The 25,841-nt window shown below is 55.8% G+C and carries 19 protein-coding genes and 3 tRNA genes; 3 read left to right on the top strand and 19 right to left on the bottom strand.

Translation table 11 applies throughout. The features are described from left to right. Window positions 1–21: 21 nt before the first annotated feature. The 5 genes from ACFQ1Z_RS13865 to ACFQ1Z_RS13845 all read right to left on the bottom strand — a co-directional run bounded on the left by ACFQ1Z_RS13865 (window position 22) and on the right by ACFQ1Z_RS13845 (window position 8,412). Complete coding sequence (locus ACFQ1Z_RS13865) at window positions 22–909, bottom strand: transglutaminase family protein (protein WP_379058725.1); 888 nt, start codon at window positions 907–909, stop codon at window positions 22–24. A gap of 9 nt (window positions 910–918) precedes the next feature. Then, window positions 919–3,456 carry a circularly permuted type 2 ATP-grasp protein gene (locus ACFQ1Z_RS13860; protein WP_379058722.1) on the bottom strand — a complete coding sequence of 846 codons (2,538 nt, stop codon included), beginning with the start codon at window positions 3,454–3,456 and terminating at the stop codon, window positions 919–921. 83 nt (window positions 3,457–3,539) lie between these two features. Then, window positions 3,540–6,827 (bottom strand): transglutaminase family protein, encoded by a 3,288-nt coding sequence (locus ACFQ1Z_RS13855; protein ID WP_379058719.1) that lies wholly within the window; start codon window positions 6,825–6,827, stop codon window positions 3,540–3,542. 197 nt (window positions 6,828–7,024) lie between these two features. After that, window positions 7,025–7,864: an SPFH domain-containing protein gene (locus ACFQ1Z_RS13850; RefSeq protein WP_379058717.1), complete on the bottom strand. Its 840-nt coding sequence runs from the start codon at window positions 7,862–7,864 to the stop codon at window positions 7,025–7,027. 74 nt (window positions 7,865–7,938) lie between these two features. Further along, window positions 7,939–8,412, bottom strand: coding sequence for an NfeD family protein (locus ACFQ1Z_RS13845; protein WP_379058714.1), 474 nt, complete (start codon window positions 8,410–8,412; stop codon window positions 7,939–7,941). Between the two features lie 141 nt (window positions 8,413–8,553). On the opposite strand from ACFQ1Z_RS13845, the gene ACFQ1Z_RS13840 reads away from it, so the two are divergent. Further along, a complete protein-coding gene (locus ACFQ1Z_RS13840) occupies window positions 8,554–11,451 on the top strand; it encodes a valine--tRNA ligase (protein WP_379058711.1) in 2,898 nt (965 codons plus the stop codon). 77 nt (window positions 11,452–11,528) lie between these two features. On the opposite strand, the gene ACFQ1Z_RS13835 is transcribed toward ACFQ1Z_RS13840, so the two are convergent. Then, window positions 11,529–12,551 carry a serine endopeptidase gene (locus ACFQ1Z_RS13835; protein ID WP_379058708.1) on the bottom strand — a complete coding sequence of 341 codons (1,023 nt, stop codon included), beginning with the start codon at window positions 12,549–12,551 and terminating at the stop codon, window positions 11,529–11,531. Between the two features lie 132 nt (window positions 12,552–12,683). Between ACFQ1Z_RS13835 and ACFQ1Z_RS13830 the strand changes: the two genes are divergently transcribed. Then, on the top strand, window positions 12,684–12,917 hold the full coding sequence (locus ACFQ1Z_RS13830) for a (2Fe-2S)-binding protein (RefSeq protein WP_379058705.1): 234 nt from the start codon (window positions 12,684–12,686) through the stop codon (window positions 12,915–12,917). On the opposite strand, the gene ACFQ1Z_RS13825 is transcribed toward ACFQ1Z_RS13830, so the two are convergent. From ACFQ1Z_RS13825 to ACFQ1Z_RS13765, 13 genes are all read right to left on the bottom strand, one after another. Then, window positions 12,905–13,657: a HesA/MoeB/ThiF family protein gene (locus ACFQ1Z_RS13825; protein WP_379058702.1), complete on the bottom strand. Its 753-nt coding sequence runs from the start codon at window positions 13,655–13,657 to the stop codon at window positions 12,905–12,907. The genes ACFQ1Z_RS13830 and ACFQ1Z_RS13825 overlap by 13 nt on opposite strands. Window positions 13,658–13,676: 19 nt before the next feature. Continuing rightward, the gene (locus ACFQ1Z_RS13820) at window positions 13,677–14,423 is read right to left on the bottom strand and encodes a PilW family protein (RefSeq protein WP_379058700.1); all 747 of its coding nucleotides are present in this window, start codon (window positions 14,421–14,423) and stop codon (window positions 13,677–13,679) included. Beyond that, a complete protein-coding gene (locus ACFQ1Z_RS13815) occupies window positions 14,420–15,595 on the bottom strand; it encodes a hypothetical protein (protein WP_379058699.1) in 1,176 nt (391 codons plus the stop codon). The genes ACFQ1Z_RS13820 and ACFQ1Z_RS13815 overlap by 4 nt, the downstream gene beginning before the upstream one ends. Further along, on the bottom strand, window positions 15,583–16,209 hold the full coding sequence (locus ACFQ1Z_RS13810) for a hypothetical protein (protein WP_379058697.1): 627 nt from the start codon (window positions 16,207–16,209) through the stop codon (window positions 15,583–15,585). The genes ACFQ1Z_RS13815 and ACFQ1Z_RS13810 overlap by 13 nt, the downstream gene beginning before the upstream one ends. Continuing rightward, complete coding sequence (locus ACFQ1Z_RS13805; protein WP_379058695.1) at window positions 16,206–17,735, bottom strand: hypothetical protein; 1,530 nt, start codon at window positions 17,733–17,735, stop codon at window positions 16,206–16,208. The genes ACFQ1Z_RS13810 and ACFQ1Z_RS13805 overlap by 4 nt, the downstream gene beginning before the upstream one ends. A gap of 4 nt (window positions 17,736–17,739) precedes the next feature. Then, window positions 17,740–18,936 (bottom strand): type II secretion system F family protein, encoded by a 1,197-nt coding sequence (locus ACFQ1Z_RS13800; RefSeq protein ID WP_379058692.1) that lies wholly within the window; start codon window positions 18,934–18,936, stop codon window positions 17,740–17,742. Continuing rightward, a complete protein-coding gene (locus tag ACFQ1Z_RS13795; protein ID WP_379058689.1) occupies window positions 18,933–20,651 on the bottom strand; it encodes a GspE/PulE family protein in 1,719 nt (572 codons plus the stop codon). The genes ACFQ1Z_RS13800 and ACFQ1Z_RS13795 overlap by 4 nt, the downstream gene beginning before the upstream one ends. Window positions 20,652–20,653: 2 nt before the next feature. After that, window positions 20,654–21,253 (bottom strand): hypothetical protein, encoded by a 600-nt coding sequence (locus ACFQ1Z_RS13790; protein WP_379058686.1) that lies wholly within the window; start codon window positions 21,251–21,253, stop codon window positions 20,654–20,656. 80 nt (window positions 21,254–21,333) lie between these two features. Continuing rightward, window positions 21,334–23,262, bottom strand: a complete 1,929-nt coding sequence (locus tag ACFQ1Z_RS13785) for a hypothetical protein (RefSeq protein ID WP_379058683.1) — start codon at window positions 23,260–23,262, stop codon at window positions 21,334–21,336. 124 nt (window positions 23,263–23,386) lie between these two features. Then, window positions 23,387–24,400 (bottom strand): GGDEF domain-containing protein, encoded by a 1,014-nt coding sequence (locus tag ACFQ1Z_RS13780; RefSeq protein WP_379058681.1) that lies wholly within the window; start codon window positions 24,398–24,400, stop codon window positions 23,387–23,389. 143 nt (window positions 24,401–24,543) lie between these two features. After that, window positions 24,544–24,619: transfer RNA gene (locus ACFQ1Z_RS13775), tRNA-His, on the bottom strand. 17 nt (window positions 24,620–24,636) lie between these two features. Next, a tRNA-Arg gene (locus ACFQ1Z_RS13770) sits at window positions 24,637–24,713 on the bottom strand. A gap of 37 nt (window positions 24,714–24,750) precedes the next feature. Next, window positions 24,751–24,827: transfer RNA gene (locus tag ACFQ1Z_RS13765), tRNA-Pro, on the bottom strand. A gap of 82 nt (window positions 24,828–24,909) precedes the next feature. On the opposite strand from ACFQ1Z_RS13765, the gene folD reads away from it, so the two are divergent. Continuing rightward, the gene (gene folD, locus ACFQ1Z_RS13760; RefSeq protein ID WP_379058679.1) at window positions 24,910–25,767 is read left to right on the top strand and encodes a bifunctional methylenetetrahydrofolate dehydrogenase/methenyltetrahydrofolate cyclohydrolase FolD; all 858 of its coding nucleotides are present in this window, start codon (window positions 24,910–24,912) and stop codon (window positions 25,765–25,767) included. The last annotated feature ends 74 nt before the right edge of the window (window positions 25,768–25,841 follow it).

Here is a 25,841-nt window from a genome sequence, read left to right as displayed (position 1 = left end):
GCAGCATGCGACTGCCGGCACTCAGGTCAGTGCATATTCCAGCGGCGTGACGGTGACGCTGACGTCGAGCTGCTGCTGCCCGCCACCCAGCACCACGCCGCGCATGGGCGAAACATCGCCAAAGTCGCGGCCCCAGGCCACGGTGATATGTTCGTGCTGCACCAGGCAGTTATTGGTCGGGTCAAAATCGACCCAGCCATACACCGGGCAGTACACCGACACCCAGGCATGCGAAGCATCGGCACCCACCAGGCGTGGCTGGCCTGCGGGCGGATGCGTCAGTATGTAACCACTCACATAGCGGCAAGCCAGCCCCAGTGAACGCATGGCGCCTATCATAAGGTGGGCGAAATCCTGGCAGACACCGCGCTTGCCTTTGAGCACCTCATCCAGCGGCGTGGCGACATCAGTGGCTTGCGGGTCGAATTCAAACTCCTGGTAGATCTGCTGCGTCAGTGCCATGGCCGCCTCAAGCAGTGGCCGTTGTGCAGTGAAACTGTGCCGCGCAAAGTCGGCCAGCGCCTCGCTGCCTTTGACTTTGACGGTGGAATAGAGATAGCGCATGGCCTCTATATGCTGGCTGCTTTGCGACTGCAAGGTCGCCTGCACTTGTTCCCAGGACGGGCTTTGCGTGAATGCCATCATGGTCGGGCGTGGCAGCACATCCACCTGAAAACGCGAGGTGACTTGCAATGACTGGTGCGGGGTCAGTAGCGTCACGTAATCGTTATGGTTACCAAAAAAATCCAGCCGGCGGGATTGCTCGGCCGGTTGCGGCTCACACACCAGGGTGTAAGAAACACTTTGCTGATAAGGCGTTTCGCGCGGCATCATATGCAGCAGCTGTTGTGACTGTATCACCGGGATATCATAGCTATAAATGGTGCGGTGTTCGACTTGATAGCGCATGTTTGCCTCTTAATAGCCCGGCGTCGCATGCGGACTGGTATAGCTGAAAAAGCGCAGATTCAACCGGTCTGACAACGACTGCGTGACTTGATAGGTGCGATTGAGCCAGTCGGCCAGCGTGGGGTCAGCCGCATGAAAACACTGGTCAGCATCCAGCTGCACCAAGGCTTGCCAGCAATCGCGCAGCTCAACGGCAATGCCGCCGGCATTGTCCCGGGCGTCCATTTCTTCTAGGTATTTCAGCAGTCCCTTGATCTGGAACACGATGGCGTTAGGGTTGTTTTCATCCATCAGCAACAGATCCAGCACCGGCAACCACTCCGGCTGTGCCGCGTAACGGGCGCGGTAAGTCACCAGGTTATTGGTCACCTGCAGCAACCACTCCAGGTTGCTCTGCTCGGGCATGTTCAAGGCGCGGCTGAGCAGCACGCACATGAATTGCAAACGCTCTATGCGGCGGCCCAGCGACATGAAACGCCAGCCCAGGTCGCGCGTCATCCAGTCCATGGCAAAGCCGGTCAGGGTGACAAAATGATTGATCGCCAGCTCTATCGCAGCCATGGCATCCTGCAGGCTGGGCTGCGGGTGACGGGTGATAAACTGGCGCGACAGCGTATTCACCGTGCGCCAGTGATCGTTGGAGATACGCTCGCGCAGATTGAACGCCTGCTGGAACAACTGTTGCACGCTGGTGGCCAGGCTGGCAGATTGCTGCGAGAACACTGCTTCTATCAGCAAAGGGGCTATATCGTCATCTGTCCATGCCTGCCACGCGGCCAGCGCCTGTTCGTCTTTAGCGGTGGGCAACAGATCGAACCACTGACACAAGCCTTGCATGGTGGCCCACTCACCGGCGCGGGTGTCAGGCGTGTATTCCACCAGGGCGCGTATGGTCGCCCGCAGCATGATGGCTTTTTGCAGGTTGCGTACACAGTAGCGGCCATACCAGAACAGGTTTTCTGCCATGCGGCTGGAAAGATAGGTGTTCTCGCGCACCAGGTCACGGCTGGAATTGGTTTTACGCAACAAGCTGACCGGTGGCTGGTTGTGGTGCGACAGCACCCAGGTATCTTTACTGGTGCCGCCGCGCTGCATGGTGACTTCACGCGCATCTTTACCGCTGGCCACGCGTGCCAGGCCGCCAGGCATGATGGCATAACCGTTGGGTGTGGCAAATGCGTATACCCTTAAACTCACTGCCAGTGAGCTGATCTGCGCTTGCTGGTGGTCGACCAGCACCGGCGCGTGCGAAATATCCAGTTGTTCCTGCGCGATATAGTGGTCAGGTTGCGCGCGCAACCTGGCGATCAATGACTGTTTTTGTTCAGGGCTTAAATCTTCACCAAACAGCGGTGACGATTGCACCTGCGGATAAGCCGGGTGTATGACCAGGTATTGCAGGTTATTGATCACGTATTCCAGCGCCGCTGGCTCGCCGCACCACCAGGTAGCCACCGAAGGCATGCGTAACTCTTCGCTCAATAGCGATTGGCACAGTTTGGGTAAAAACCCGAGCAAAGCACCGGATTGCAGCAGATTGGAGCCCAGGGCATTGGCGATCATGACATTGCCCAGCCGCGCCACCTGCGCCAGACCGGCCACGCCCAGCAACGATTCGGCATTCAGTTCCAACGGGTCACAATAATCGTCATCAATGCGGCGCCAGATGGCATGTATAGGCTTGAGCCCGGCCACTGTTTTTAACCAGACCACGCCATTACGCACGGTGAGGTCGCTGCCTTGCACCAGCGGATAACCCAGGTAACCGGCCAGAAATGACTGTTCGTGGTAGGTCTCGTTGTATGGCCCTGGTGTCAGTATCACCACTAGCGGCGGCTCTCCGGCGCCCAAAGGCGTGATCTCGGGCACGGTGAGCGCCTGGTTCTCGGCCACTCTATGCCCCCAGTAGGCCAGGCTGTCACGCATGCTGGCAAAAAAGCCGCTCAGGCGCTCTATATTCAGGTCGCGGAACAGTTCAGGGAAAGCGCCGGAGATAATGGTGCGGTTCTCCAGCGCGTAGCCGGCACCGGTGGGGGCCTGGGTGCGGTCAGCCACTACCCACCACTGGCCGTTGGGCGCCCGCGCAATATCGGCGGCATAACTATGCAGGGCGATGTTGTCGTAATGCGGGATACCGACACAGGTCGGTAAAAAACCACTGTGGCCGTAAACCAGCGCCGGTGGCAGTTGCCCGCTTGCCAGCAGGTGCTGCTCGCCATAGACATCGAGCAATACTTTATTCAGCAGGGTGGCACGTTGCGCGACCGCAGCGGCGATATGCTGCCATTCATCCTGTGCAATGATCAGCGGCAGCACATCCAGGTCCCACGGTCTCTGCACGCCGTGGGTATCGGCATATACGTTATAAGTCACGCCATTGTCACGCACCTGGCGTTGCACCGCCTCCTGCCGCTGGCGCATCGCGCTAGGCGCTTCTGACTCCAGCTGCGCCACCAGCGCCTGCCAGTGCGGACGCAACTGACCATTGCTATCCAGCAACTCGTTGTAGCGGTCAGAAAAATACAGCTGGTTAAGCACTGTTTGCATGCGGGTGATCTATATAAAAAATCCGTTTATAAAGTGTGAGACTCAATTGCTAATGATAGAGGGCATTGTCGCATACTAGGTTCCTAACTGGCCTGCCAGCGCAGGTCCAGCGTAAACGGAAAGCGCGGGTTAGCTGCTTCCTTGACCACTTCTATCTTGCCAGGCGTATGCCCGTGCGCCCAGAAGCGCGCAAAACGCCGTGCCTCGGCTTCATTGGCATTGACCGGGAAACTATCGTAATTGCGCCCGCCGGGGTGCGCGACATGATAGGTGCAGCCACCGAGCGACTGCTGGTTCCAGGTGTCGACCAGGTCGAACACCAGCGGCGCCTGCACCTCTATGGTGGGGTGCAAGGCAGACCAGGGGTGCCAGGCGCGGAAGCGAACCCCGGCGACATATTCGCCTGCCACGCCGGTGGCTTGCAGCGGCAAGGGGCGGCCATTGCAGGTGACCGCATACCGGCCCTCTGTCAGGCCGCGCACGCGTAACTGCATACGCTCGACCGAAGAATCCACATAGCGCGCCGTGCCCCCGGCAGAGACTTCTTCACCTAATACGTTCCACGGTTCTATCGCTTGCCGCAACTCCATTTCAATGCCGTGATAAGCCACCGTGCCATAGCGCGGAAAGCGGAACTCGATAAACGGCTCGAACCAGTGCTGCTCGAAGGCATAACCGGCGGCACGCAGGTCATTCACCACATCGCCCATATCCTGCGCGATAAATTGCGGGAGCATCCAGCGGTCATGTAACTCTGTGCCCCAATGCACCAGCTTGCCGCTGTAAGGCTGCTTCCAGAAACGTGCCACCAGCGCACGCAGCAGCAGGCTTTGCAACAGGCTCATCCTGGCATGGGGCGGCATTTCAAACGCGCGGAACTCTACCAGCCCCAGCCGCCCGGTCGGGCCATCGGGTGAATACAGTTTATCAATGGAGAACTCGGCGCGGTGGGTATTGCCGGTCAGATCGACCAGCAGGTGCCGCAACAACCTGTCCACCAGCCAGGGCTGCTTGCTTTCCTTGCCCGGCGTCAGCACTTTCTCCATTTGCTGAAAGGCGATCGCCAGTTCATACAGGTTATCGTCGCGCGCCTCATCCACGCGCGGGGCCTGGCTGGTAGGGCCGATAAAAGTGCCGGAGAACAAATAGGACAGCGCCGGATGATGCTGCCAGTAGGTGATCAGGCTGCGCAGCACATCGGGACGGCGTAACAGCGGGCTGTCGGCTGCGGTCTCGCCACCCAGGGTGACATGATTGCCGCCGCCGGTGCCGGTGTGGCGACCATCCAGCATGAATTTCTCGGTGCCCAGCCGGCATAGCCGTGCCTGTTCATACAACATGCTGACATTGCTCACCAGCTCCTGCCAGCTGCGCGAAGGATGGATATTCACTTCTATCACACCCGGGTCCGGCGTCACACTCAGCAGCCTGAGCCGGCTATCGCGTGGCGGCGTGTAGCCTTCCAGCCACAATTTGAGTTTCAGGTCGCTGGCGGTCTGCTCCAGGGCATTCAACAGATCCAGGTAGTCATCCAGGCGGGTGACCGGCGGCATAAACACATATAACCTGCCCTTGCGCACCTGCACACACAAGGCGGTGTGTATCACATCCCGCGCCGAGGGCTGTGCCGTCTGATGTTTGAGACGCACGACAGGCGCGGCGCTTTCGCCCAGGGCAGCAGTTGGCGCAAACGGGTCCAGCGCAAATTCGGGTTCTATATCGGCAGGCAGTTGCCACGGCAGCGATGCCAGCGGCAGGCGCAGGCCCATGGGTGAATCCCCCGCCAGCAGGTAGAGGCGCTCGCGGCGTAACGGCCATTTACTGGTCAGCCAGGCGCCGGCCTTGCGCTTTTCGTCCGGCTTGAGCGGCATGATAAAACCGACCACTGTACCCAGGCCCTGGTTCAACGCTTGTGCCAGGCGCTTGCGCTCGGCGCTGTCAGTCAGATCCACCTTTAGCGGGTCTAGGTTGTCGGGTAACTGCTGCTCTTGCAGGGTGAGCGCCAGCGCATCTTCATACGCCGGGATCACACAGGCTTGCGGAAAACCCAGCATATCCGCCAGGTGGTGGGTAAATGCGTGTGCCTGCACCAGCGTGTAGCCATCATCTACACCTTCAGCAGAAAACAGGCTGGCATCGTGCCAGACCGGTTTGCCATCCGGGCGCCAGTAGATATTAATAGCCCAGCGTGGCAAGGCCTCGCCGGGATACCACTTGCCCTGGCCGTAATGCAAAAAGCCGTTCGTGGCCAGCTGCGATTTCAAGCGCAATGCCAGCTTGCCGGCCAGCTCACGTTTATGCTCGCCCAGCGCCAGCGTGTTCCACTGCGCGCCATCCATATCATCAATAGAAACAAAGGTGGGCTCACCACCATGCGTCAGCCGCACATCCATCGCCAGCAGATGCTCGTCGACCTCGTCACCGAGTTTGAGTATGGCCTGCCAGTCTGGCTCGCTATAAGGCTTGGTCACGCGCGGGTCTTCATGGATGCGCGTCACTGTCATTTCATGCTTGAAAGTGACCTCAGCCACATCGGTGTAGCCCACCACCGGCGCGGCGGATGACGGCAGCGCAGTACAGGCCAGCGGGATATGGCCCTCGCCCGCCATCAGGCCTGAAGTCGGGTCCAGCCCTACCCAGCCCGCCCCCGGTATAAAGACCTCAGTCCAGGCATGCAGATCGGTGAAATCCTTATCCGTGCCGCTAGGGCCATCCAGCGCGGCGACATCGGCTTTCAGCTGTATCAGGTAGCCGGACACAAAGCGTGCCGCCAGACCCAGATGGCGCATGATCTGCACCAGCAACCAGGCCGTATCACGGCAGGAGCCTGTCAGCTTTTGCAGTGTCTCTTCCGGCGTTTGTATACCGGGCTCCAGGCGTACCGTGTAGCCTATGCCGTTTTGCAGGCACTGGTTCACATCCATCAGAAAATCAACGACGCCCATGCCCGGCCGAATCACCTGGCTGCGTATCTTTTCTATCCAGTTTTGCAGTAACAGACCAGGCGCATCCGGCTGCAAGTAGGCAGTCAGTTCAAATGCCTGCTGCTCGGTGTAATTGAATGGATATTGCTCGGCATATTTCTCGACAAAAAAATCAAACGGATTGATGACAGTCATATCCGCCACCAAATCGACCGTAAAATCGAGTTCACGCACCATTTCGGGGAATACACAGCGCGCGATATAGTTACCGTAAGGGTCTTGCTGCCAGTTGATAAAGTGTTGCTCTGGTGTCACCGTCAGTGAATAGGCCAGTACTGGCGTGCGCGCATGCGCGGCTGGTTTCAGGCGGACTTCGTGAGGAGAAAGATTGACCAGGCGGTCAAAGGTATAACTGGTGCGGTGATGTAGCGCCACGCGAATTGCCACTGCGACCCCTCTAGTAATGATTGTTTTAAGCAGTGAGATGCAGGAAATATGCCAGTTGTGGCTGGCGATGCGACAACCGTCAGCAGTGGGCGGTGGCAATAGAAATAAAAAACGCGGCAAACTGATTAAAATTTGCCGCGCACTCGCTCAGACTAACTACTAAACAGGTGACTGCTTAGTTTGTGGTTAGTTGCTGGTTATTTGCTGCCGATAAGGTTTTTCACCGCGCTGACCACATCACCAGGCAGCACCACGATCTTGCTGTTGTTAGAACCACTGATTTTTTGCAGGGCCTGAATATAGCGGTCGCCCAGCAAAAAGGTCGCTGAAGTATTGTTTTCTTTGACCACTTCCGAAATCATTTTGATCGATTCTGCTGAGGCATTGGCTGCCACCATCTGCGCTTCTGCATCTTTACGCGCTGCTTCCAGGCGTGCTTCTGCATTCAGGATCAGCGATTGCTTCTCGCCTTCGGCACGGGTGACCACTGCCACACGCTCACGCTCGGCACTGGCCTGCTGTTCCATGGCGTGCTGCATATTGGCTGAAGGCTTGATATCCTGTATCTCTACACTCTTCACCGTCAGGCCCCAATCGAGGGCTTCGTCGGCAATGGCGATCTTCAGTTCAGTCTTGATGCGGTCGCGCGAGGTGAGGGCATGATTCAGATCCATGCCGCCTATGATAGAGCGCAGATTGGTCTGCACCATATTACGCATCGCTTCCCTGAAGTTTTCAATGCCATACACCGCACGTTCGATATTGGAAACCTTGATAAAAGCCACCGCATTAGCGAGGATCACCGCATTATCGCGGGTGATCACTTCCTGTTCGGGGATATCCAGGATAATGTCCTTGGTAGTGACTTTGTAGCTGATCCTGCTCAATACCGGATTGATCACATGTAAACCGGGGCTGATGATGCCGGCAAATTTACCCAGGCGCTCAACCACCCACTCCTCACCTTGCGGCACGATACGAACACCTTTGACGATGGCAATAATGACCAGTATCAATACGATGATGCTGATTTCCATGTGTACTCCTTCAATTAACAATGTTTGCGCTGCATATGACTAGGCAGCTCGTGAAAAAACTTGTGGCGCGCAAGTTAAAGCGGTGCCACGCGTACGCTGTTGCCTTCAACCGCCACTATCCTGGCGGCTTGATCGACCGCGATCTCAACATCGGCCACGGCTGACCATTCCTTGCTGCCCATCACGCCCTGGCTGAAACGGATAAGCCCGGGCTGCGCAGGACTGACGGCCTGCACTATAGTGCCCTGGCGGCCTATCTCTTCACCCTGCGCCTGCCCTACGCGTGGCGTTGGCTGCGTTTTTTCGCGCTTGCGCCAGATGGCGACTGCCAGCACCGAAAAGATCGCATAAATAAAAATCTGCCACGCCGGACTGAATGCAGGTAACAACCAGGCCAGCAAGGCCATTGCCAGCGCAGCCATGCCTGGCCACAACAGGTACATAGTGCCGGATAACATCTCCAGGCACAGTAAAATCAGGCCCAGGCCACACCAGATCCACATCATCTCCATGTCAAATACCCCCACTACATGCACCCAGGTTAACAATACAGTGTTGCATATTAGCATTGTCTGCCAGTTGCAGATATGACAGCCGCCAACTGCTTTACATAGTTTGAGCGATAGAATCTGCGGCAAAGGCCGGCACAGACAACAAAGCGCACACCGGCCTATGGTAAAATCAGGCGCATGACTACCCCAACACAAAACTCCAATCCTACACGCGAACTCGCCAAATCCTTTGACCCAAAAACCATAGAAAGCCAATGGTATGCCTTCTGGGAAAGCAAAGGCTTTTATGCCGCAGGCATGAACCCAGAAGTCAAAGACAACTTCTGCATATTGCTGCCACCGCCTAACGTCACCGGCACGCTGCACATGGGCCATGGTTTCAACCAGACCATCATGGATGCACTGACCCGTTATCACCGTATGCGTGGCGACAACACCCTGTGGCAACCAGGGACAGACCACGCTGGTATCGCCACCCAGATAGTGGTGGAGCGCCAGCTGGATGCACAGGGCGTCAGCCGCCATGACCTGGGGCGCGAAAAATTCCTGGAAAAAGTCTGGGAGTGGAAAGAATATTCCGGCGGCACCATCACCAAGCAGATGCGCCGTCTGGGCACTTCGCCAGACTGGAGCCGCGAGCGTTTCACCATGGACGCCGGACTCAATAAAGTGGTGACCGAAACCTTTGTGCGCCTGTTTAACGAAGGCCTGATCTACCGCGGCAAGCGCCTGGTCAACTGGGATGTGAAGCTGGGTACGGCGGTGTCTGACCTGGAAGTGGTGCAGGAAGAAGAAGACGGCTCCATGTGGCATATCAATTATCCGCTGGCGGATGGCTCCGGCCAGCTGACTGTCGCAACCACGCGTCCGGAAACGATGCTGGGTGACGTGGCGGTGATGGTGCACCCCGAAGATGAGCGTTATGCACACCTGATAGGCAAAACCGTGGCCTTGCCGCTGTGTGACCGTGAGATCCCGGTGATCGCCGATGACTATGTGGATAAAGAATTCGGTACCGGGGTAGTGAAAGTGACGCCGGCGCATGACTTTAACGACAATATGGTCGGCCAGCGCCAGGGCCTGGACAAGATAGTCATCCTCAACCTGCAAGGTTTTGTGCCGGCAGCGGCTGAAGTGTATGCCGCCGATGGCAGCAGCAAAGCTGCGATCAGCCTGCCTGCCAACCTGGCAGGCCTGGAGCGCTTTGCTGCCCGCAAACAGGTGGTGGCTGACCTTGAAGCTGCTGGCTTGCTGGTCAAAGTTGAAAAACACAAATTGAAAGTACCGCGTGGTGACCGCACCAACGTGGTGATAGAACCCATGCTGACCGACCAGTGGTTTGTGGCGATGAGCAAGCCTGGTGCAGATGGCAAGAGCATCACTGAAAAAGCACTGCAAGTGGTGGCCGATGGCGAGATCAAGTTTTACCCGGAAAACTGGGTGAACACTTATAACCAGTGGCTGAACAATATCCAGGACTGGTGTATCTCGCGCCAGTTATGGTGGGGTCACCAGATCCCGGCCTGGTATGGCGATGACGGCAAAGTCTATGTCGCCCATGATGAAGCGGAAGCCAGGTCACAGGCAGCAAAAGCCGGTTACAGCGGCGCACTGACCCGCGACAATGATGTGCTGGATACCTGGTATTCATCTGCCCTGTGGCCATTCTCTACCCTGGACTGGACCGGCGATGAGGCTATCGATGCACAGAATCAGGCTTTGCAGCAGTTTTTGCCATCTTCAGTGCTGGTGACCGGTTTTGATATTATTTTCTTCTGGGTGGCGCGCATGGTGATGATGACCAAACACATCACCGGCAAGATCCCGTTCAAGCATGTTTATGTACACGGCCTGATCCGCGATGCCGAAGGCCAGAAGATGTCCAAGTCCAAGGGCAATGTGCTGGACCCTATAGACCTGATAGACGGCATAGACCTGGAAACGCTGGTAAGCAAACGCACCACCGGCCTGATGAACCCCAAAGATGCGGAAAAGATAGAGAAACGCACGCGCAAGGAGTTCCCCGAGGGCATTGCCGCCTATGGCACCGATGCACTCCGCTTTACCTTTGCCAGCCTGGCTTCACCAGGACGCGATATCAAATTCGACCTGCAACGCTGCGAAGGTTATCGCAATTTCTGCAACAAGCTGTGGAACGCGACGCGCTTTGTGCTGATGAATACCGAAGGCCAGGACAATGGTTTTGGCGTGGAAAGTTGTGACGATGGCGGCCGCAAATTCAGCCAGGCCGACCGCTGGATAGTCAGCCTGTTACAGCGCACCGAAAGTGAAGTGGAGCGCGCGTTCAACGATTACCGCTTTGACCTGGCGGCCAAGGCGATCTACGAATTTGTCTGGGACCAGTATTGCGACTGGTACCTGGAAATCGCCAAGGTGCAGATCCAGGGTGGCAGCGAAGCCGAGCAGCGCGCTACCCGCCGCACCCTGCTGCGCGTGCTGGAAACCATTTTGCGCCTGGCCCACCCTATCATCCCGTTTGTGACTGAGGAGATCTGGCAGACGATCGCGCCGATGACAGAATTGAAAGACAAGTCACGCGGTACGCAAAGCATCATGTTGCAGGCTTACCCTAAAGCTGATCTGGATAAAATCGATGAAGCAGCCGAAGCCTGGGTGGCAACACTGAAAACGGCGGTGGAAGCCTGCCGTAGCCTGCGTGGCGAGATGAGTATTTCGCCGGCGGCCAAAGTGCCGTTGATCGCGGCCGGTGATGCCGCGCAACTGGCGGCATTCGCGCCTTACCTCAAGTCGCTGGCCAAGCTTGAAGATGTCGCCATTGTCGCTGAATTACCAGAGGCAGATGCGCCGGTCATGCTGGCCGCTGATTTCCGCCTGATGCTGAAAGTAGAGATCGATGTGGCCGCCGAGAAGGAGCGTCTGGGCAAAGAGATCACAAGACTGCAAGGCGAGATCACCAAAGCCAATAGCAAACTGGGCAACGAGAGTTTTGTCGCGCGCGCACCGGCTGCAGTGGTAGATCAGGAAAAAGCCAGGCTGGCCGAGTTCAGCGCCAATCTGGAAAAGTTACAGGCGCAACTGGCAAAACTGAAGTAGTTTGTTGATTAAAACGTTATTAAACTAAAAATACCGTGGCCTGAGATTCAGGTCACGGTATTTTTTTGAGGGGCAGTTCAGGCCACGGCGCCGCACTTATGGCAAAACTTGGCAAACGCGTTCTTGCGTGTATGGCAGGCGCTGCAATAGTTATGCAGGCAAATTCCGCAATGGGTACAAAAATCATTGCTTTCGTTTTTCAGGTCGACATTGCGCTCGCAACCCGGGCAAACACTCTTGGCTAGCCTGGCAAGCGCAGTGTCATAGCCCAATTTCTCCCGCCGTTGAAACTCTGGCTGCGATTCGGCCAGCTTCTGCTGTTCAAGATAGTTCTGCAACGCAGTGATGGCATATTTACCCCCAACGACCGTGAGCAAAATGCCAACGATATAGCGTACATAGCCGCCATAATCCGGCAAATAAGGTACCAGCTCGACAAAAAAGGCCAGCAAGGCAAAGATGATAAACCCCCAGACAAACGGCCAGTACTGGGATTTTCTTTGCTGCACGAACAACCATGCAGCCAGCGCCAGCAACGGCAAAGTCAGCAACAGGCGGTATAAGAATACGCGCATTTCCTTATCTTCATATTCATCGTCAAATTGCTGCCGCGCCAGCCCTTCAAGTGCACTGACCTGTGCCAGCAACTGATTTTCCCGCTGTGAAATATCGGTCTGTTTCTGCTGGATATCCTCAATCGCCCGCTCAGCATCGCGCTCCAGTTTTTTGAGTGTGTCTAATGTGCGTGTGCGGCCGACCAGATCGTCCACCTCATCGGTGACATCCCTGGCGGACACCCAGTTATCAAACGTGGTGCGGGCTGCCTGGTAATCTTTCTGCCGGATGATCAGCTGTAAATTGACTTGCTCAAGCTGATCGGCAAGCGTTTGATGCTGGCGGGAAAGCGCCTTGAGCTCAGCGCGTAACGGATCTATTTCCCGGTGATTGACGAAATGCTCAGTGGTATAACTGGTTTCTACACGGGGCAGATCACCAATAATGTTTTTGCCCAGCCCGGTAAGAAACATGGCAAAAATGATCGCCACCATCCATAAAGCACGGTTAAACCATTTTTCGGATAAGCGTACGCCTTTGTTCATGACATTGCCTTAAACAGGGATAGCTATCGATGCTAACGGGCTTTTACGTTTGCGGCAAGCGCTAGTCATGCTACTGCGCTGGTCTGCGGGGGACACAGGCGGTAAAATGAAGTTTTAATCCCCTGGCTGACAATGGCTGAACTCAAACAAGATTCCCCCGATGAAGTGCTGTGCAGTTGCAGCGGCACCACGCGCGGCATGATTGAGGAACTGGTCAGGCAAGGCAAGGACCTGGACGGCATTTCGCGTTATTCCGGCGCGCTGAGCGGCTGTGGTGGCTGTGAGTGGGATATAGGCGAACTGGTGAAGGCATTAACGGCAGCACTGCCGGCTACAACGCCGCCAGCACTTGATCAGCCTGAGTGACCGCAGACCTTGCATGCCGGGTCTTTTTTTAACTTGATGCTGCGCCATTCGGCGCTCAAGGCATCCAGCAACAGCAACCTGCCCTGCATGGTGTGGCCTATGTTGAGCAAGACCTTGATCGCTTCCGCCGCCTGTGCCGAGCCTATCATACCCACCAGCGGTGCAAATACGCCATTATCGGCACAACGTAATTCCTGGTCATCACCCACGTCTGGGTACAGGCAATGGTAGCAAGGCGATTCCGCATGGCGGAAATCGAACACGCTGAGTTGCCCTTCAAAACGGATGGCAGCGCCCGACACCAGTGGCGTTTTAGTGGTAAAGCATAATTGATTGAGCAGGTAGCGGGTGGCGAAATTATCTGAGCAGTCGATCACTACATCGGCGGCAGAAATACGTTCAGAGGCTTGTTGTTCTGTCATGCGCGTCAACACGGTATTGACGGTGATTTCCGGATTCAACTGTGCGATCGTCGCTTGTGCGGATAACGCTTTATTATGCCCCACGGCGGCTGTGGTATGTATGATCTGGCGTTGCAGATTGGTCATATCCACCTGGTCAAAATCACAGATGGTCAGCGTACCTACCCCCGCCGCCGCCAGGTACATGGCGACCGGCGCACCCAGCCCGCCAGCCCCTATGATCAGCGCGTGGCTTTGTGTCAGTGCCTGCTGGCCCGCATATTCGATCTGCGGCAGCATGATGTGCCGGCTGTAGCGCAGCAATAAATCGTCTTGCATACTTTATATATCGCTTTCCTCAGGGCAGGCGCTGTGCCTGCACCATTTGCTGGATCAGCACTTTGGGTGACAGCATGATCAACCTGTCATCAAACACTGCATCAGCGCTTTGTTGTATGGCTTTATCCACAAACACGCGGTCGCCATCTGCATTCTCCTGCTCATCCGCATGAACAGGCGCGGCCATGGCGTGGCTCACGCCGCCAGACAGGGATTGTATGCCACCCAGCCCGTTTTCGCCATGCGAAAGCACGATGGCCGCCGGGTGACTGGGGCTGCTGCTCGCCGCGCCGCTATCGCCTACCACCTCGATCTTGCTGTTACCTTCGGCGGCATTCACTGAAAACCACTGCTTATGCTCGCTGAATGTATTGTCTGCGCGATAGCGGAAATAACGCCCCCAGGCATCGGTGGCCACCAGACCTAGCTGCATCCACGGCAGCAGGCCTTCCTCATCGTCACAGCTTAGGTCGGGGCGCAGATTCTCCCAGCCATCGGGCGGGTTATCGGTATCCGGGCATGGCAGGTAATGATAAATAATGGCGTGCCCCAGCAAAGCCTGTTGCGCCATCTGTAGCCGTTGTTCTGTCTGCTGGTAGTGTTGCAGGCTGTTTTGTACCCGCAATGGCGTCATCAGCCAGCCCATCATCAGGCTGAGTACCACCATGGCGATCGCCAGCTCCAGCAAACTAAAGCCTGGTGCGGGCGGTTTGCAACCCTGGCGACGCGGCTTGCTGGCAGCTTTATACTTAGGCACTTGGCTCATGGTTCCATACTGTCGTTAGTGGGGATGTCCAGTGCATATGCATCGGTGATATGTAGCTTTTGCAAAGTACTCGCCTCCAGATAGGCGGCAAAACTGCTTTTGTCAGTTTCAGTGATGCGCATTTGTGGCGGCAGCTTTTCGCCGGCGACGACCAGGGTCGCCCGCTGCGGCCCTGGCTGATAAAACACCTGTTCACGCCAGCCATTCTGCTGAAACCAACGATGCATGAGATCGCCATCCAGTATCTGCTGCAAGGCCAGCGGCCAATGTGCGTCAGCAGCGACCGGCAACCTGCCCAGGCCGGAAGTGGCTGGCAAACACAGGCCGGCGCTTACAGACAACTCGCCCAGGCAGCTGCGGTCAGTAATGGCCGCAGACAGTGGCAAACCAGCGCAGACCTGATCACTACAGCGAAATGCACGCTTTAATTCTGACAGCACCTGCTGCTGCATGCGCCTATGCATCAGGCTGGCGCTGACTGGCCAGACCACATCGTTAAAGGAGACCGCAGCAGGAGCCTGCACAAACCCCCGGGCCGAAGATTCTTCTGCGCTGGCATTGTCCCCCAGCTCGGAAACATCAAGATAATGCCTGGCCTCCTCACTGCCGGGCGCATCGCGCTGCTGCAGCCAGCCATCTTTGCGTAGCAATGGTTGCATGGGGGCAATAATCACGGCGACCACGCCACTACCCTGCGTCGCATCCCACAGCATGCCGTTGTGGGCGCGCACAGTCCAGCTGCCTGGGGTATCCGTATTCAACGGCAAGACGCGCGTATTGTTTTTGTAATAATCAGACACGGCATACCATAAGCGCTCGCCACTGCCATCGCGAATATCACCCAGGCCTAAGGTTCTCCAGGGCAAGCGCCCCAGGCGAGAGCTTTTACTGCAGTTGCCTTCTGCAATGCCGTCATTATTCCGGTCCGGGCAAGGCAGATCGCCAGGCCGCCGGCAGTTCTTTCCGCATGGCCTGGTCGCTAACAGCGGCTGATAGGCATAGGCCAGCAAGGCCTGCTGGGCCAGCGCCAGTGATGCCATGGTTTTGTGCATGGCCGCTTGCCTGGGCACATACTGAAATGAGCCCTGCAACAGCAGCCCAGCCATGGCTGAAAGTAATAACAGCATGACCCAGGCAGTGATGCCAGCCTGACATTGCTTTACTCGCAACATGTGGCCTCCGCTGCAACAGGCCACATACTGGCAAAGTCAAACAACTGCAATTCGCATTGTGATGCGATCAGATCAGTGGCTTCCGCTAACGCCCAGCGACAGCCACGCACTAGCAGCATGCCGTCATACATATGCTGCAATCGCTGCAACCAATCCAGCACTTCTGCCTCATGGCTGACTGACCAGCGCATCTGCACAGTAGTCACAGTCAGCGCCAATCCGCTCACAGGCGTGCCTGGCCAGTATGCATCACAGGCCGCCGCTACACAGTGGATGGCTGGCTGAATCTCATATTGCATATGTGGCAACTGCCATTGCTGTTGTAACCCTAGCCAGGCAGCAGCCCATTGCTGCGGGTCTGCTGACCGGTGCCAGCCCTGCTGCTGCCAGCGCGTATGATGGGTGAGATAGAAGTCTACAGGTGCCTGATAGCTGCTGTTTCGCTGCATTTGCGCGCGCGTTGCGTGCAGTTGCTGTTGCAGCCTGTTTAATTCGTCTATGCTTGCTGAGTGGCGAAAAAGATTAAAACCCAGCAAGGCCAAGCCCAGCGCAACCAGCAGTAACCAGGCCGCCAAAAACCAGCGCAAGTGCCACCAATACTCGCGCTTGATCATTTGGTGTGACTTTCTTTAGCGTGACTTTCTTTGCTAAGCCTATCTAAAGGCCACAAACTGAAGCTGAGTGCAGCTTGATCCTCAGGCGCCCCGGATAGCCGCGTATCTCCTTGCTGTGGCTGACTGACTGTTGTGTTTGCACCCCGCATTTCTTTTAGCGCAAGTATATGCGGGTGTTGCCTTAGCCTCTGCAGCAGCAACTGCCACTCTTGCTGCGCATCGGCAGCGCTCACGCCTGTTTGCCTGCTAAACCGGATAGTGGCTGTTTCTGCACTTTGCGGCTCAACCTGTCCTGAGGCAGTAGTAGCCGCAGGTGTTGCTGCGTAAACCCAGTCTATAGTATTCACTTGCCACACCTGCTGCCCGGCCATCACCTGCTGCACTATCATCAATAGGCGATCAGGGTAGCGTGCTGCAGCTTGCAGATCTTGCACCGCCTGTGAGAATGTCTGCAGGCGCGGCAGATCGGCATCTGCGATGCCCCAGGCAGGTTGCGCTGACTGCCACAGCCGTATCTGGGCGCTGGTGTGCCGGATATCGGACTGGGTTTTTTGCATGGCCTGCAGACTCAGGTAGTTGGCGGCCAGCAATAAAAGAATCATGCAGCTGCAGGCGGCTACCAGCATGCGTTTGGCCCGCATCACATGCACACTCAGCAACGCTGCTTGCGCTGCAAGATTCGGCAGTTGCCGGCTATGTAGCAGCACCTGCATAGCCAGCCAGTCCATCACGCTCAAGCCAGGCGGCACAGAACGCCAGCCTGACTGGCGCAGCAATGCTGCATAAGACATAGTGGTTGACTGAATGACAGCCGGTAACTGTTGTGGTGATAAATCCTGGTCATGGCCATCTTCGCTCAACCACAGCAGATGCAATGGCTCGCCCTCCTGCAGCCATTGCTGGCTCAGCAGATACAGCCTGGTCTGGGCGATCTCACTGCTGATAGGCAAGTTCAGCGATGCATCTGGCACTAGCGCAAGCAAGCGGCTGAACACCAGCTGCGACCTATACAAGTAACGCAGGCAGAGTTGCTGTTTTTCAACGTAGCCTATCAGGCAATGCGTATGCGCGGATGGCAGAGATGACACCCAGCAAGGGCTACATAAAGCCTGGGTATGCACACCGTGCACGCGAAGTGGCTGTGACTGTAACAACTGACTCAATGGCGGGTAGTGTATGGCGGCAAACAGGTAGCGGTCTGCCTGAGGCAGACCTGGTGTGCCGCCTAATCTGTGCACTGCATGCAGGCCTTGTGCATATGGCCACGCTGCAAGCCGGCGCGCCAGCAACTGTTTTCTGCCCGTGCCACGCACAGGCGGACAGAGCTCTATATGGTAGTTTTCCTCGGCTATATCGGTCAGGAAATACAGCCTGGCACTGGCGTATCGTTGCAGATGATCCAGCAGCAATCGCTGCATGTCCGCATCCGCGGTAAATACATATAAGGCCTGATACCGCCAGCCGCTGAAATGAACCACCCGCCACTCAGCCTGCCCCACCAGTATTACAAGTTGGTATCGCGCCATGGCTTCACCGCAAGTTCGCAAAGCTATCATAGACTGGCAGCATGACTGCCGCCATCAGAAACAACAGCATAAGACCTAGCACCATGGTCAGCACCGGTTCCAGCAAGCGTAGCAACCACTGCATCTGCGCCTGCACCTCCCTGTCATAGAAAGCGGCTTGCTGTGCCAGCATCCGGTCCAGAGCGCCGGTGGTTTCCCCTACCCGTATCATGCGCACCAAGAGTGACGGGAACCAGCCTGTGGCAGCGAAGCTACCCGCCAGCCCCTCACCGGCCTGCACGCGCTGATGCACCTGGTTGAGCGCTTGCGCCATGGCGCGGTTATGCAACAGTGGCTGGCACCATTCCAGCGCCTGCAGCAGCGGGATACCGGTGTGGTACATCAAGCCCAGAAAGCGACAAAGCCTGCTTAACACCAGCTGTTGCCACAAGCGGCCTATCACCGGCAGGCGCAACAACTGCTGATCGTAATAAAGTGCGCAGGCAGGCGAACGCCGGATAGTGAACCGCAAGCCTGCCACCAGCATCAGCAACACCAGCAGCATGACACCACCATAAGCCACCACCCAGTCTGACAGGCCCAGCAGCAGGCGGGTGGACCACGGCAACTCCTGGCCCAGGCTGTGCAGAAAACCCACCATCTGCGGCACCAGAGAGGTCAGCATGACCACGGCGGCTACACAGACCATCACGCATAACAAGGCAGGGTACGTCAGCCCGCGCCGCGTTTGCGCGATGAGGTCTGCCTGCCATTGCAGTGTCTGCGCCAGATGGCCGAAGATTTCTGGCAGCTGACCGGTGTGCTCGCCGGCGGCGACTAAATGGCAGATCAAGGCAGGGAACACTTGCGCCTGTGCCTGCATGGCCTGCGAAAGCAATTTTCCGGCTTCCAGCTCTTGCTGAAGGGCGCGTATGGCCTCAGCCAGCGAGCGATGTTCGTATTGCCCGGCCAGTTCTTCCAATGCCTGCAGCAGCGGTATACCCGCATGCAGCAATTGCTCCATTTGCACGCAGAACAGTATCAGCTGCTGCGCCTGGATACGCGGTTGCAACCAGGCCGGATGCTGCGCAATGCTGGCTGTCAGCAACAGCAGCCCTTGCTGTTGCAGGGATTGTTCCAGCGCCTGTTCACTTGCAGCGTGCAAGGTGCCGCGTTGCTGGCGTCCGCGGCTGTCTACGGCCTTGTAGCGGTAACTGCTCATGGCGCAGGCCACTGCAGATAGGCACTGATATCCACTACCCGGCGCAATTCTTCCAGGCTGGTTTCGCCTGCCAGCACGCGCTGCAAGCCCTCTTCGGCCAGGGTGGTATAGCCATATAGACTTGCCTGCTGCTGTAATTCAGTCGCTGCAGATTGCCTGGCCAACATCTCATCCAGCGCAGCATGCATAGGCAGGATCTCCATAATGGCCAGGCGCCCGCGGTAGCCGCTCATGCGGCACTGGCTGCAGCCACCGGCTTGATAGATAGGCGTGTTGTCTGGCACATGGCTACCGGGCAAGCGTTGCAAACATGCCTGGGTGATGGCATCGGGCAGCACCTGTATTTTGCAATGTGTGCACAAGCGCCTGAGCAGGCGTTGTGCAACCACACCGACCAGACTACCCGCCATCATCTGCGGGCTGATACCAAAGTCCTGTAACCGCGCGAATGCTGCGATTGCATTGTTGGTGTGCAAGGTGGTCATGACCAGATGCCCGGTCATGGCCGCGCGTATCGCCATGGCGGCGGTAGGCTCATCGCGTATTTCGCCCACCAGGATAATGTCGGGGTCTTGCCTTAATATGGAGCGGATACCGTTGACGAAATCCACCTTGTTCGCCTCATTGACAGAGGTCTGCCGCATCAGCATGTGTGGATACTCCACCGGGTCTTCCAGCGTCATGATATTGACATGCTGGTGGTTGAGGTGGGCCAGCATGGAGTACAGCGTGGTGGTTTTGCCGCTGCCGGTGGGGCCGGTCAGGATCAACAGCCCTTCCGGCTTTTCCAGCATGTGTTTAAGCAACTGTAATTGCGGCAGGCGCAAACCCATCGCAGCTAGAGGAATAATGGATTTTTCCCTGTCCAGCACACGTAGCACGATATTTTCACCATGCAGGGTGGGATGGCTGGAAACCCTGAAGTCGATCTGGCTACCGCATAAAAACAGGTTGACGCGGCCGTCCTGCGGGGTACGCTGTTCTGCGATATCCATGCCGGCCAGTATCTTGAGCCGCACGCACATGGCAGGCCAGTAGTGGTCATGCAGGCTGCGGATCTGCCACAACACGCCATCTATGCGGTAGCGTATCCTGAGAAACGCCTGCTCTGGTTCAAAATGAATATCTGATGCACCTTGTTTGGCGGCATCGACCAATATGGCATTGATCAGGCGGATGACCGGCCGCACGTCTGGTTGTGACGCTGGCGGGCTGGACGCAACCTCCTGTTCTATCTCGTGCAGGATATCATCCAGTGACAGATGGTGCCCGTAGTATTTGTCCAGTGCCTGTTCTATCTGTGCCTCAGTCGCCAGTACTGATTTGAGCTGTAGCCCACCGCCCACTAAATAGCGTAACTGGTCCAGCACCGCGATCTGGTTCATGGCCGCCATCGCCACCCGCAACACTTTTTTGTCAGCAGAGAGATCCAGCGGCAGCAGGCGATGTTGCTTGGCAAATGCTTCAGGCACCATGGCCAGCACTTCAGGGTCAGGGATCACCTGGGACAAATCCATGCTTTCCTGCGCATGCTGCTGGGCCAGCACATCCCTGACCATGGCGTCGGTGACAAAGTGCAGGCGCACCAGTTGCTGGCCAAGTGACAGCTGGCTTTTACGCTGCTCTATGAGGGCGATATCCAGCTGGTCTGCGGTGATCATGCCCTTAGCCAGCATCCACTCACCCAGTGCGTTCTTGTCTGCTGCGCTCAACATAGCTAGCTCTGTCCCTGGTCTGAATCAGCCTGGCTAGCAGACTCAGGGTCATGCTCATAGTATGGAATCTCCAGCCGCAATCTTTCCAGGTAATCAGCCTCGCTTTGGCTATCGCCCGCTTGCCTGGCCAGCAATAGCATGCCTTGCATCGCCTCTACACTATGAGTATCGCGGGTCAAGGCAGTCAGAAAGGCCTGCCTGGCTAAAGCCAACTGCCCGGATCGCAAGTGCTGGTAGCCGTCGGCAATTTTACCACGCATAAGCGCGGCTAGCGGCGGACGCAGAATCTGCAATTGCCAGGGCCGTGTATAAGCTACGGCAGCTTTAGCTGGAATATATTCAGTCTGCGCCTGTTGTTGTGGTGAGGGGGGTTGCTGCTTAGCGGGCTTAAACAATGTGTCAGCGTTTTTTGCCTGCATATTTATTGCTGGCAGCGACAGCATGGCAGCTATATTGCTGGTGAAATGTGGTGCCGGCTGATCCAGCACCTGTGTCTGCGCAGCCCAGAAAACATGCTGCAGTGCTGGCAATATCATCAGCAGCAACCCGCCCGCAAGCACTGCCAGCAAGCTTCTGTCACTTCTGGCATATACGCTATGCATGCATGACCCACGATAAATGCGCCGGTACGCCAGATAGCTTTTGGCACGTAGCATTTGCTGCCTGATCAAAGCGTAGGCATTCACAGCGGCTGGCCTATCTTCAAATCAAACTCATCGGCAGGCAATGATTCCGGCAACAATGGCTCAAAAGGCTGCAGGTCACCGGTTTTTACATCTGCCAGGCCGATCACGGTTGGCCGCAAGAACACCACCAGCTCGGTTTTTCTGGCCGCCTGATTGATGCCTTGAAACACGTAACCTATGATAGGGATACTCGCCAGCCCCGGCACTTTATCCTTGAAATCCCGTTGATCCTCCTGCATCAGCCCGCCCAGTACCGCCACATTGCCACTGGCAATATTGAGTACAGATTCCATTTCACGCACCTGTATCTCGGGGATGCTACTGACGATGCGCGTGCTGCCACTGCCTAATTGCGGGTTGGGGTCCTCAATGTAACGCAACACTTTTGAGACAGTCGGTCTAACATTCAAATTGACACGCTTCTGGCCATTGATCTGCGCCGTCACCGCCATTACCAAGCCTACCGGCACGGTATTGGCCGTGGTGGTCACCGACTGCAGGTTGGCAGCGTTATTGCTGCTGCTTTGCGATATCTGCGATTGAATGGTGAAATACACCAGGTTATCCACTACTTTCAGAATGGCGGTCTGGTTGTTCAACACCATCAATTTAGGGCTGGAAAGCACCCGCGTCTTGCCAAACTGCTCCAGCAAGGTGACGCTGGCACTCAGATTGCCAAAGCGGCTGGAGGGATTCAGGTAACCCAGCATAAACGCCACGTTGCCATTATTCTGGCCGAGTGCATTTTTACTGTTATTGGTTTCCCAGCTACGGGTATCGCGATTGAAGTGGGCGGCTTCGCTGCCTAGCGATTGCGACAATTGCCAGCCGCTTTGCCTGGCTGAAGAAGACAAGCGACTCCAGTCTATGCCCATCTGAAAGCTTTTGCTTAACTCGACCTCAACGATGGTCGCCTCGATCAGCACCTGCCTGGCTGCCACCTGCATGACGGATTCAAGATAAGATTTCACCTGGGCCTGCTGGCTATGCGACGCGCGCACCGTCAATATGCCGGTCTCGGGGTTAGCGATCAAGCGTGAAGCGCGCCAGCGTACATGTGCTTGCTGTGCCTTTTCCGCCTGCACAGCAGTCTGCGCAGACGCTATGGTCTTTTCAATTGTAGTGCGTGACGATTCCGCGCCATCTGTTGTTTCAGTGGCAGGCAGCGCTAGGCCAGGTGTTAAGGCGGCACTTTCCACCACCTCATCCCTGGCGATGCTGGCCTTATCCGTCTCTTCCAGCAAGGCCTGGATATTCTGCACCACGCTTTCCCATAAATGGTAGCGGGATTGGGTGGCGACTGCCGTTCGGGAACTGTTACTATTGCCGGTTACGGTTGGCTGCGCTTGTGCCATGGCACTATTATTATTTTGGCCGGAGCCGATCGCAGGCCTGCCGGTACTGTTGATCTCGCTGGCAACACCGATAAAACCAGTGGTATCGCGCGTCATATTCACATAATTGACTCTATAACTGCGCAACACCGGCATGTCCGGCGCAACCGACCAGATACCGTTGCCCCACTCGTAATACATATCCACCTGCCTGGCAATGCGTGACAAGATCGCCGGGATAGATTGCTGCACGGCATGTAAGGAAACTTTGCCTCTCAGGCCAGGATGGATATCCATATTGAGCTGGCCTTCCCTGGCCAGTGCCTGCAACACTTCCTGCACCGGCGCCTCATGCACGACAAGATTGACTAACAGCGTGGGTGTCGCCGACTTTAAAGGCGGGTTGGGCACCAGGCCAGACTCTACATCATAGGTCTCGACTTCAGGATTAGGGGCTAGCGGTGTTGCAAGTGCAGCTTCAGAAGTGAGTTCAGGCAGGTGTAAAGTGGCAGCACGATCACCGTTATTAACGGCCTGGGGGATGCATGCAGTCAGCCATAAACATGCAAGTAGTATGGCCGTAAAACGCATCCGCTCCCCCTGACCATTTGATTATTGTTAACATATATTAATAATAGTTAACGACAAATGTCAAATCATCAGGCTAATGGCAGTTGGGTACAGCCAGTTTTTGTGAGGAAAACCAGGGGAAAACTTAGAACAGCTCGACTTCACCTTGTATGGTACTGTCACTGAGCAGGCCATTTTCTACCAGCTCTTCATAGAAACAGATCTGGTTGCGGCCATGATCCTTGGCATAGTATAAAGCCTCATCCGCGCGTTCCAGCACTGTGTTTGGCAACACATTCAGCGCCATACGCGAACAGCCCACACTCATGGAAACATGCCCGACCTGTGGAAAGACATGGGCATTTAAAGTGGCTTTAAATCTTTCCAGCAAAACCGTGATGTCGTTTTCATCAGCGCAAGAAAAAACACCGACAAACTCCTCCCCGCCAAAGCGGAACAGCAGGTCGCCTTCGCGAAAAGTCTCCTGCATCAGCCGCGAAAGCAGGATAAGGACTTCGTCACCGATCAGGTGGCCGTAGGTATCGTTGATCTTCTTGAAAAAATCGATATCAAAGATCGCCAGGAAATGGTGCAGTGGAAACTTGAATTCTGGCGTGTAATCATTGAGCAGGATCTTGCTCACGCAATGATCAAAGGTTTTGCGGTTAAGCAAGCCGGTCAATGCATCACGCTCATTCTCAATGATCAGGCTGGCATAGTGATGAAACATGTCCAGACACTGCTTGATCAGGCTGATCGCATCCTCATCCAGCGTTTCATGCTGAATAAGCAAAATGGCATGCTTGTGCGCAATACTCTGTTGCAGAGGGAATATATGCAGTTTGCCGCTATTTGTTTCCAGGCACTCATACTGATGCGAGCCTTTGTCCATATAGTTGAGCAACAACGCGTAATTTTCCGGCATCCAGCCATCAAACGCCGCGTGGGTGACCTCACCGCTGCCCAGTGTGGAGATGACCGAAACCAGCTGCCGCCTCGATAATACCTGCATCCTGATAGGCTGTGGTTGCGCCGCGAAAATACTTAACCAGTGCTGCATGAGCGAAAGCAAGGCTGGATCCAGCGCAAGACTCTCCCTGACCTTGGTAAGGTCAGTCAGCGTCTGCATAAATTCGCTCAGATTCAATTGAGTAGTCATGTGTTCGACATAAGGATTTTTGAACACTTTAACAGAGGCAAGCTGATGACTTATTTGCGATCAGAACCAGTATTTACGACTAATCTTTGAATTTAAGCTAGTCTTGAACCTGTTTAAACCGGAGGAAAACTAGAGGAAGATAATGGGGTGGCTGATGGGGCTCGAACCCACGACAACAGGAATCACAATCCTGGACTCTACCAACTGAGCTACAGCCACCATAGAGACTTTTACATTGGCCTGCCCGACAGGAATCGAACCTGTAACCCCCAACTTAGAAGGTTGGTGCTCTATCCAGTTGAGCTACGAGCAGATAGGTGTTACATGACGATTGGGCAAACCAGAGAAACTGGTCGGCGTGGAGAGATTCGAACTCCCGACATCCTGCTCCCAAAGCAGGCGCGCTACCAGACTACGCTACACGCCGAAAGCAGGAATATAACCGATTTTCCGAAATCGTGTCAATCCTGATGTGATAAAATTCTATTTTTAACGATGATTTTTTGCTCATGAGCGCACACATTATTGATGGCAAGCAAATTGCCAATCAACTGTTAGACGATATTAAAAATAACATTGATCAACGCCTGCAGGCTGGCAAACGTGCTCCCTGTCTAGCGGTGGTACTGGTCGGGGATGACCCGGCTTCTGCCATTTATGTACGCAATAAACAGCTGGCCTGCGAGAAAGTGGGCATAGTCTCGCAAGCCCATAGATTACCTTCCACCATTTCACAAAATGACTTGTTCAGCCTGATCCAGAGCTTGAATCAGGACCCGGAAACCGACGGCATACTGGTGCAATCACCGCTGCCGCATCATATTGATGAAACCGCCATTCTGGCCCTGATAGACCCGGCCAAGGATGTAGATGGCTTTCACCCTTACAATATTGGTTTATTGGCGGTACGCCAGCCGCAATTGCGCTCCTGCACGCCTTACGGGGTGATAAAAATGCTGCAAGCCAGCGGCATCAACCTGAAAGGGCTGGACGCGGTGGTGGTCGGGGTTTCCAACCATGTGGGTCGCCCTATGGGGCTGGAGTTATTACTGGCGGGCTGCACGGTGACCAGTTGCCACCGCCACACTAAGGACCTGGCTGCGCATGTGCAGCGCGCCGACCTGGTAGTGGCTGCAGCAGGCAAACCAGGGTTGATCAAAGGGGAATGGATCAAACCTGGTGCTATTGTGGTGGATATCGGCATCAACCGCCTGCCGGATGGCAAATTGGCCGGTGATGTTGAATTCGAGCTGGCAAAGTCACGCGCCGCTTATATCACCCCGGTACCCGGTGGCGTGGGGCCGATGACAGTGGCGACCCTGATGGAAAATACCCTGAAGGCGCTGGAACTCAGAGAGCAGGCTTAAGCGCCAGGCCGCCGCCTGACAAAGATGCTTTGCAAGCCCATAAAATCGGTGTAAACTCGCGCGATTATTGATTA

The sequence above is a fragment of the Methylophilus luteus genome (assembly GCF_042676265.1).
GTDB classification, from domain to species: Bacteria; Pseudomonadota; Gammaproteobacteria; order Burkholderiales; family Methylophilaceae; genus Methylophilus; species Methylophilus luteus.
This window is presented reverse-complemented; position numbering and strand designations above follow the sequence as displayed.

Coding starts and splice junctions, on each gene's coding strand:
- ACFQ1Z_RS13805 (WP_379058695.1), bottom strand. CDS start 17,735: ATGGCGCGATACCAACTTGTAATACTGGTGGGGCAGGCTGAGTGGCGG.
- ACFQ1Z_RS13840 (WP_379058711.1), top strand. CDS start 8,554: ATGACTACCCCAACACAAAACTCCAATCCTACACGCGAACTCGCCAAA.
- ACFQ1Z_RS13865 (WP_379058725.1), bottom strand. CDS start 909: ATGCGCTATCAAGTCGAACACCGCACCATTTATAGCTATGATATCCCG.
- ACFQ1Z_RS13825 (WP_379058702.1), bottom strand. CDS start 13,657: ATGCAAGACGATTTATTGCTGCGCTACAGCCGGCACATCATGCTGCCG.
- ACFQ1Z_RS13810 (WP_379058697.1), bottom strand. CDS start 16,209: ATGATCAAGCGCGAGTATTGGTGGCACTTGCGCTGGTTTTTGGCGGCC.
- ACFQ1Z_RS13830 (WP_379058705.1), top strand. CDS start 12,684: ATGGCTGAACTCAAACAAGATTCCCCCGATGAAGTGCTGTGCAGTTGC.
- ACFQ1Z_RS13835 (WP_379058708.1), bottom strand. CDS start 12,551: ATGAACAAAGGCGTACGCTTATCCGAAAAATGGTTTAACCGTGCTTTA.
- ACFQ1Z_RS13815 (WP_379058699.1), bottom strand. CDS start 15,595: ATGTTGCGAGTAAAGCAATGTCAGGCTGGCATCACTGCCTGGGTCATG.
- ACFQ1Z_RS13860 (WP_379058722.1), bottom strand. CDS start 3,456: ATGCAAACAGTGCTTAACCAGCTGTATTTTTCTGACCGCTACAACGAG.
- ACFQ1Z_RS13795 (WP_379058689.1), bottom strand. CDS start 20,651: ATGTTGAGCGCAGCAGACAAGAACGCACTGGGTGAGTGGATGCTGGCT.
- ACFQ1Z_RS13790 (WP_379058686.1), bottom strand. CDS start 21,253: ATGCATAGCGTATATGCCAGAAGTGACAGAAGCTTGCTGGCAGTGCTT.
- folD (WP_379058679.1), top strand. CDS start 24,910: ATGAGCGCACACATTATTGATGGCAAGCAAATTGCCAATCAACTGTTA.
- ACFQ1Z_RS13785 (WP_379058683.1), bottom strand. CDS start 23,262: ATGCGTTTTACGGCCATACTACTTGCATGTTTATGGCTGACTGCATGC.
- ACFQ1Z_RS13800 (WP_379058692.1), bottom strand. CDS start 18,936: ATGAGCAGTTACCGCTACAAGGCCGTAGACAGCCGCGGACGCCAGCAA.
- ACFQ1Z_RS13820 (WP_379058700.1), bottom strand. CDS start 14,423: ATGAGCCAAGTGCCTAAGTATAAAGCTGCCAGCAAGCCGCGTCGCCAG.
- ACFQ1Z_RS13850 (WP_379058717.1), bottom strand. CDS start 7,864: ATGGAAATCAGCATCATCGTATTGATACTGGTCATTATTGCCATCGTC.
- ACFQ1Z_RS13780 (WP_379058681.1), bottom strand. CDS start 24,400: ATGACTACTCAATTGAATCTGAGCGAATTTATGCAGACGCTGACTGAC.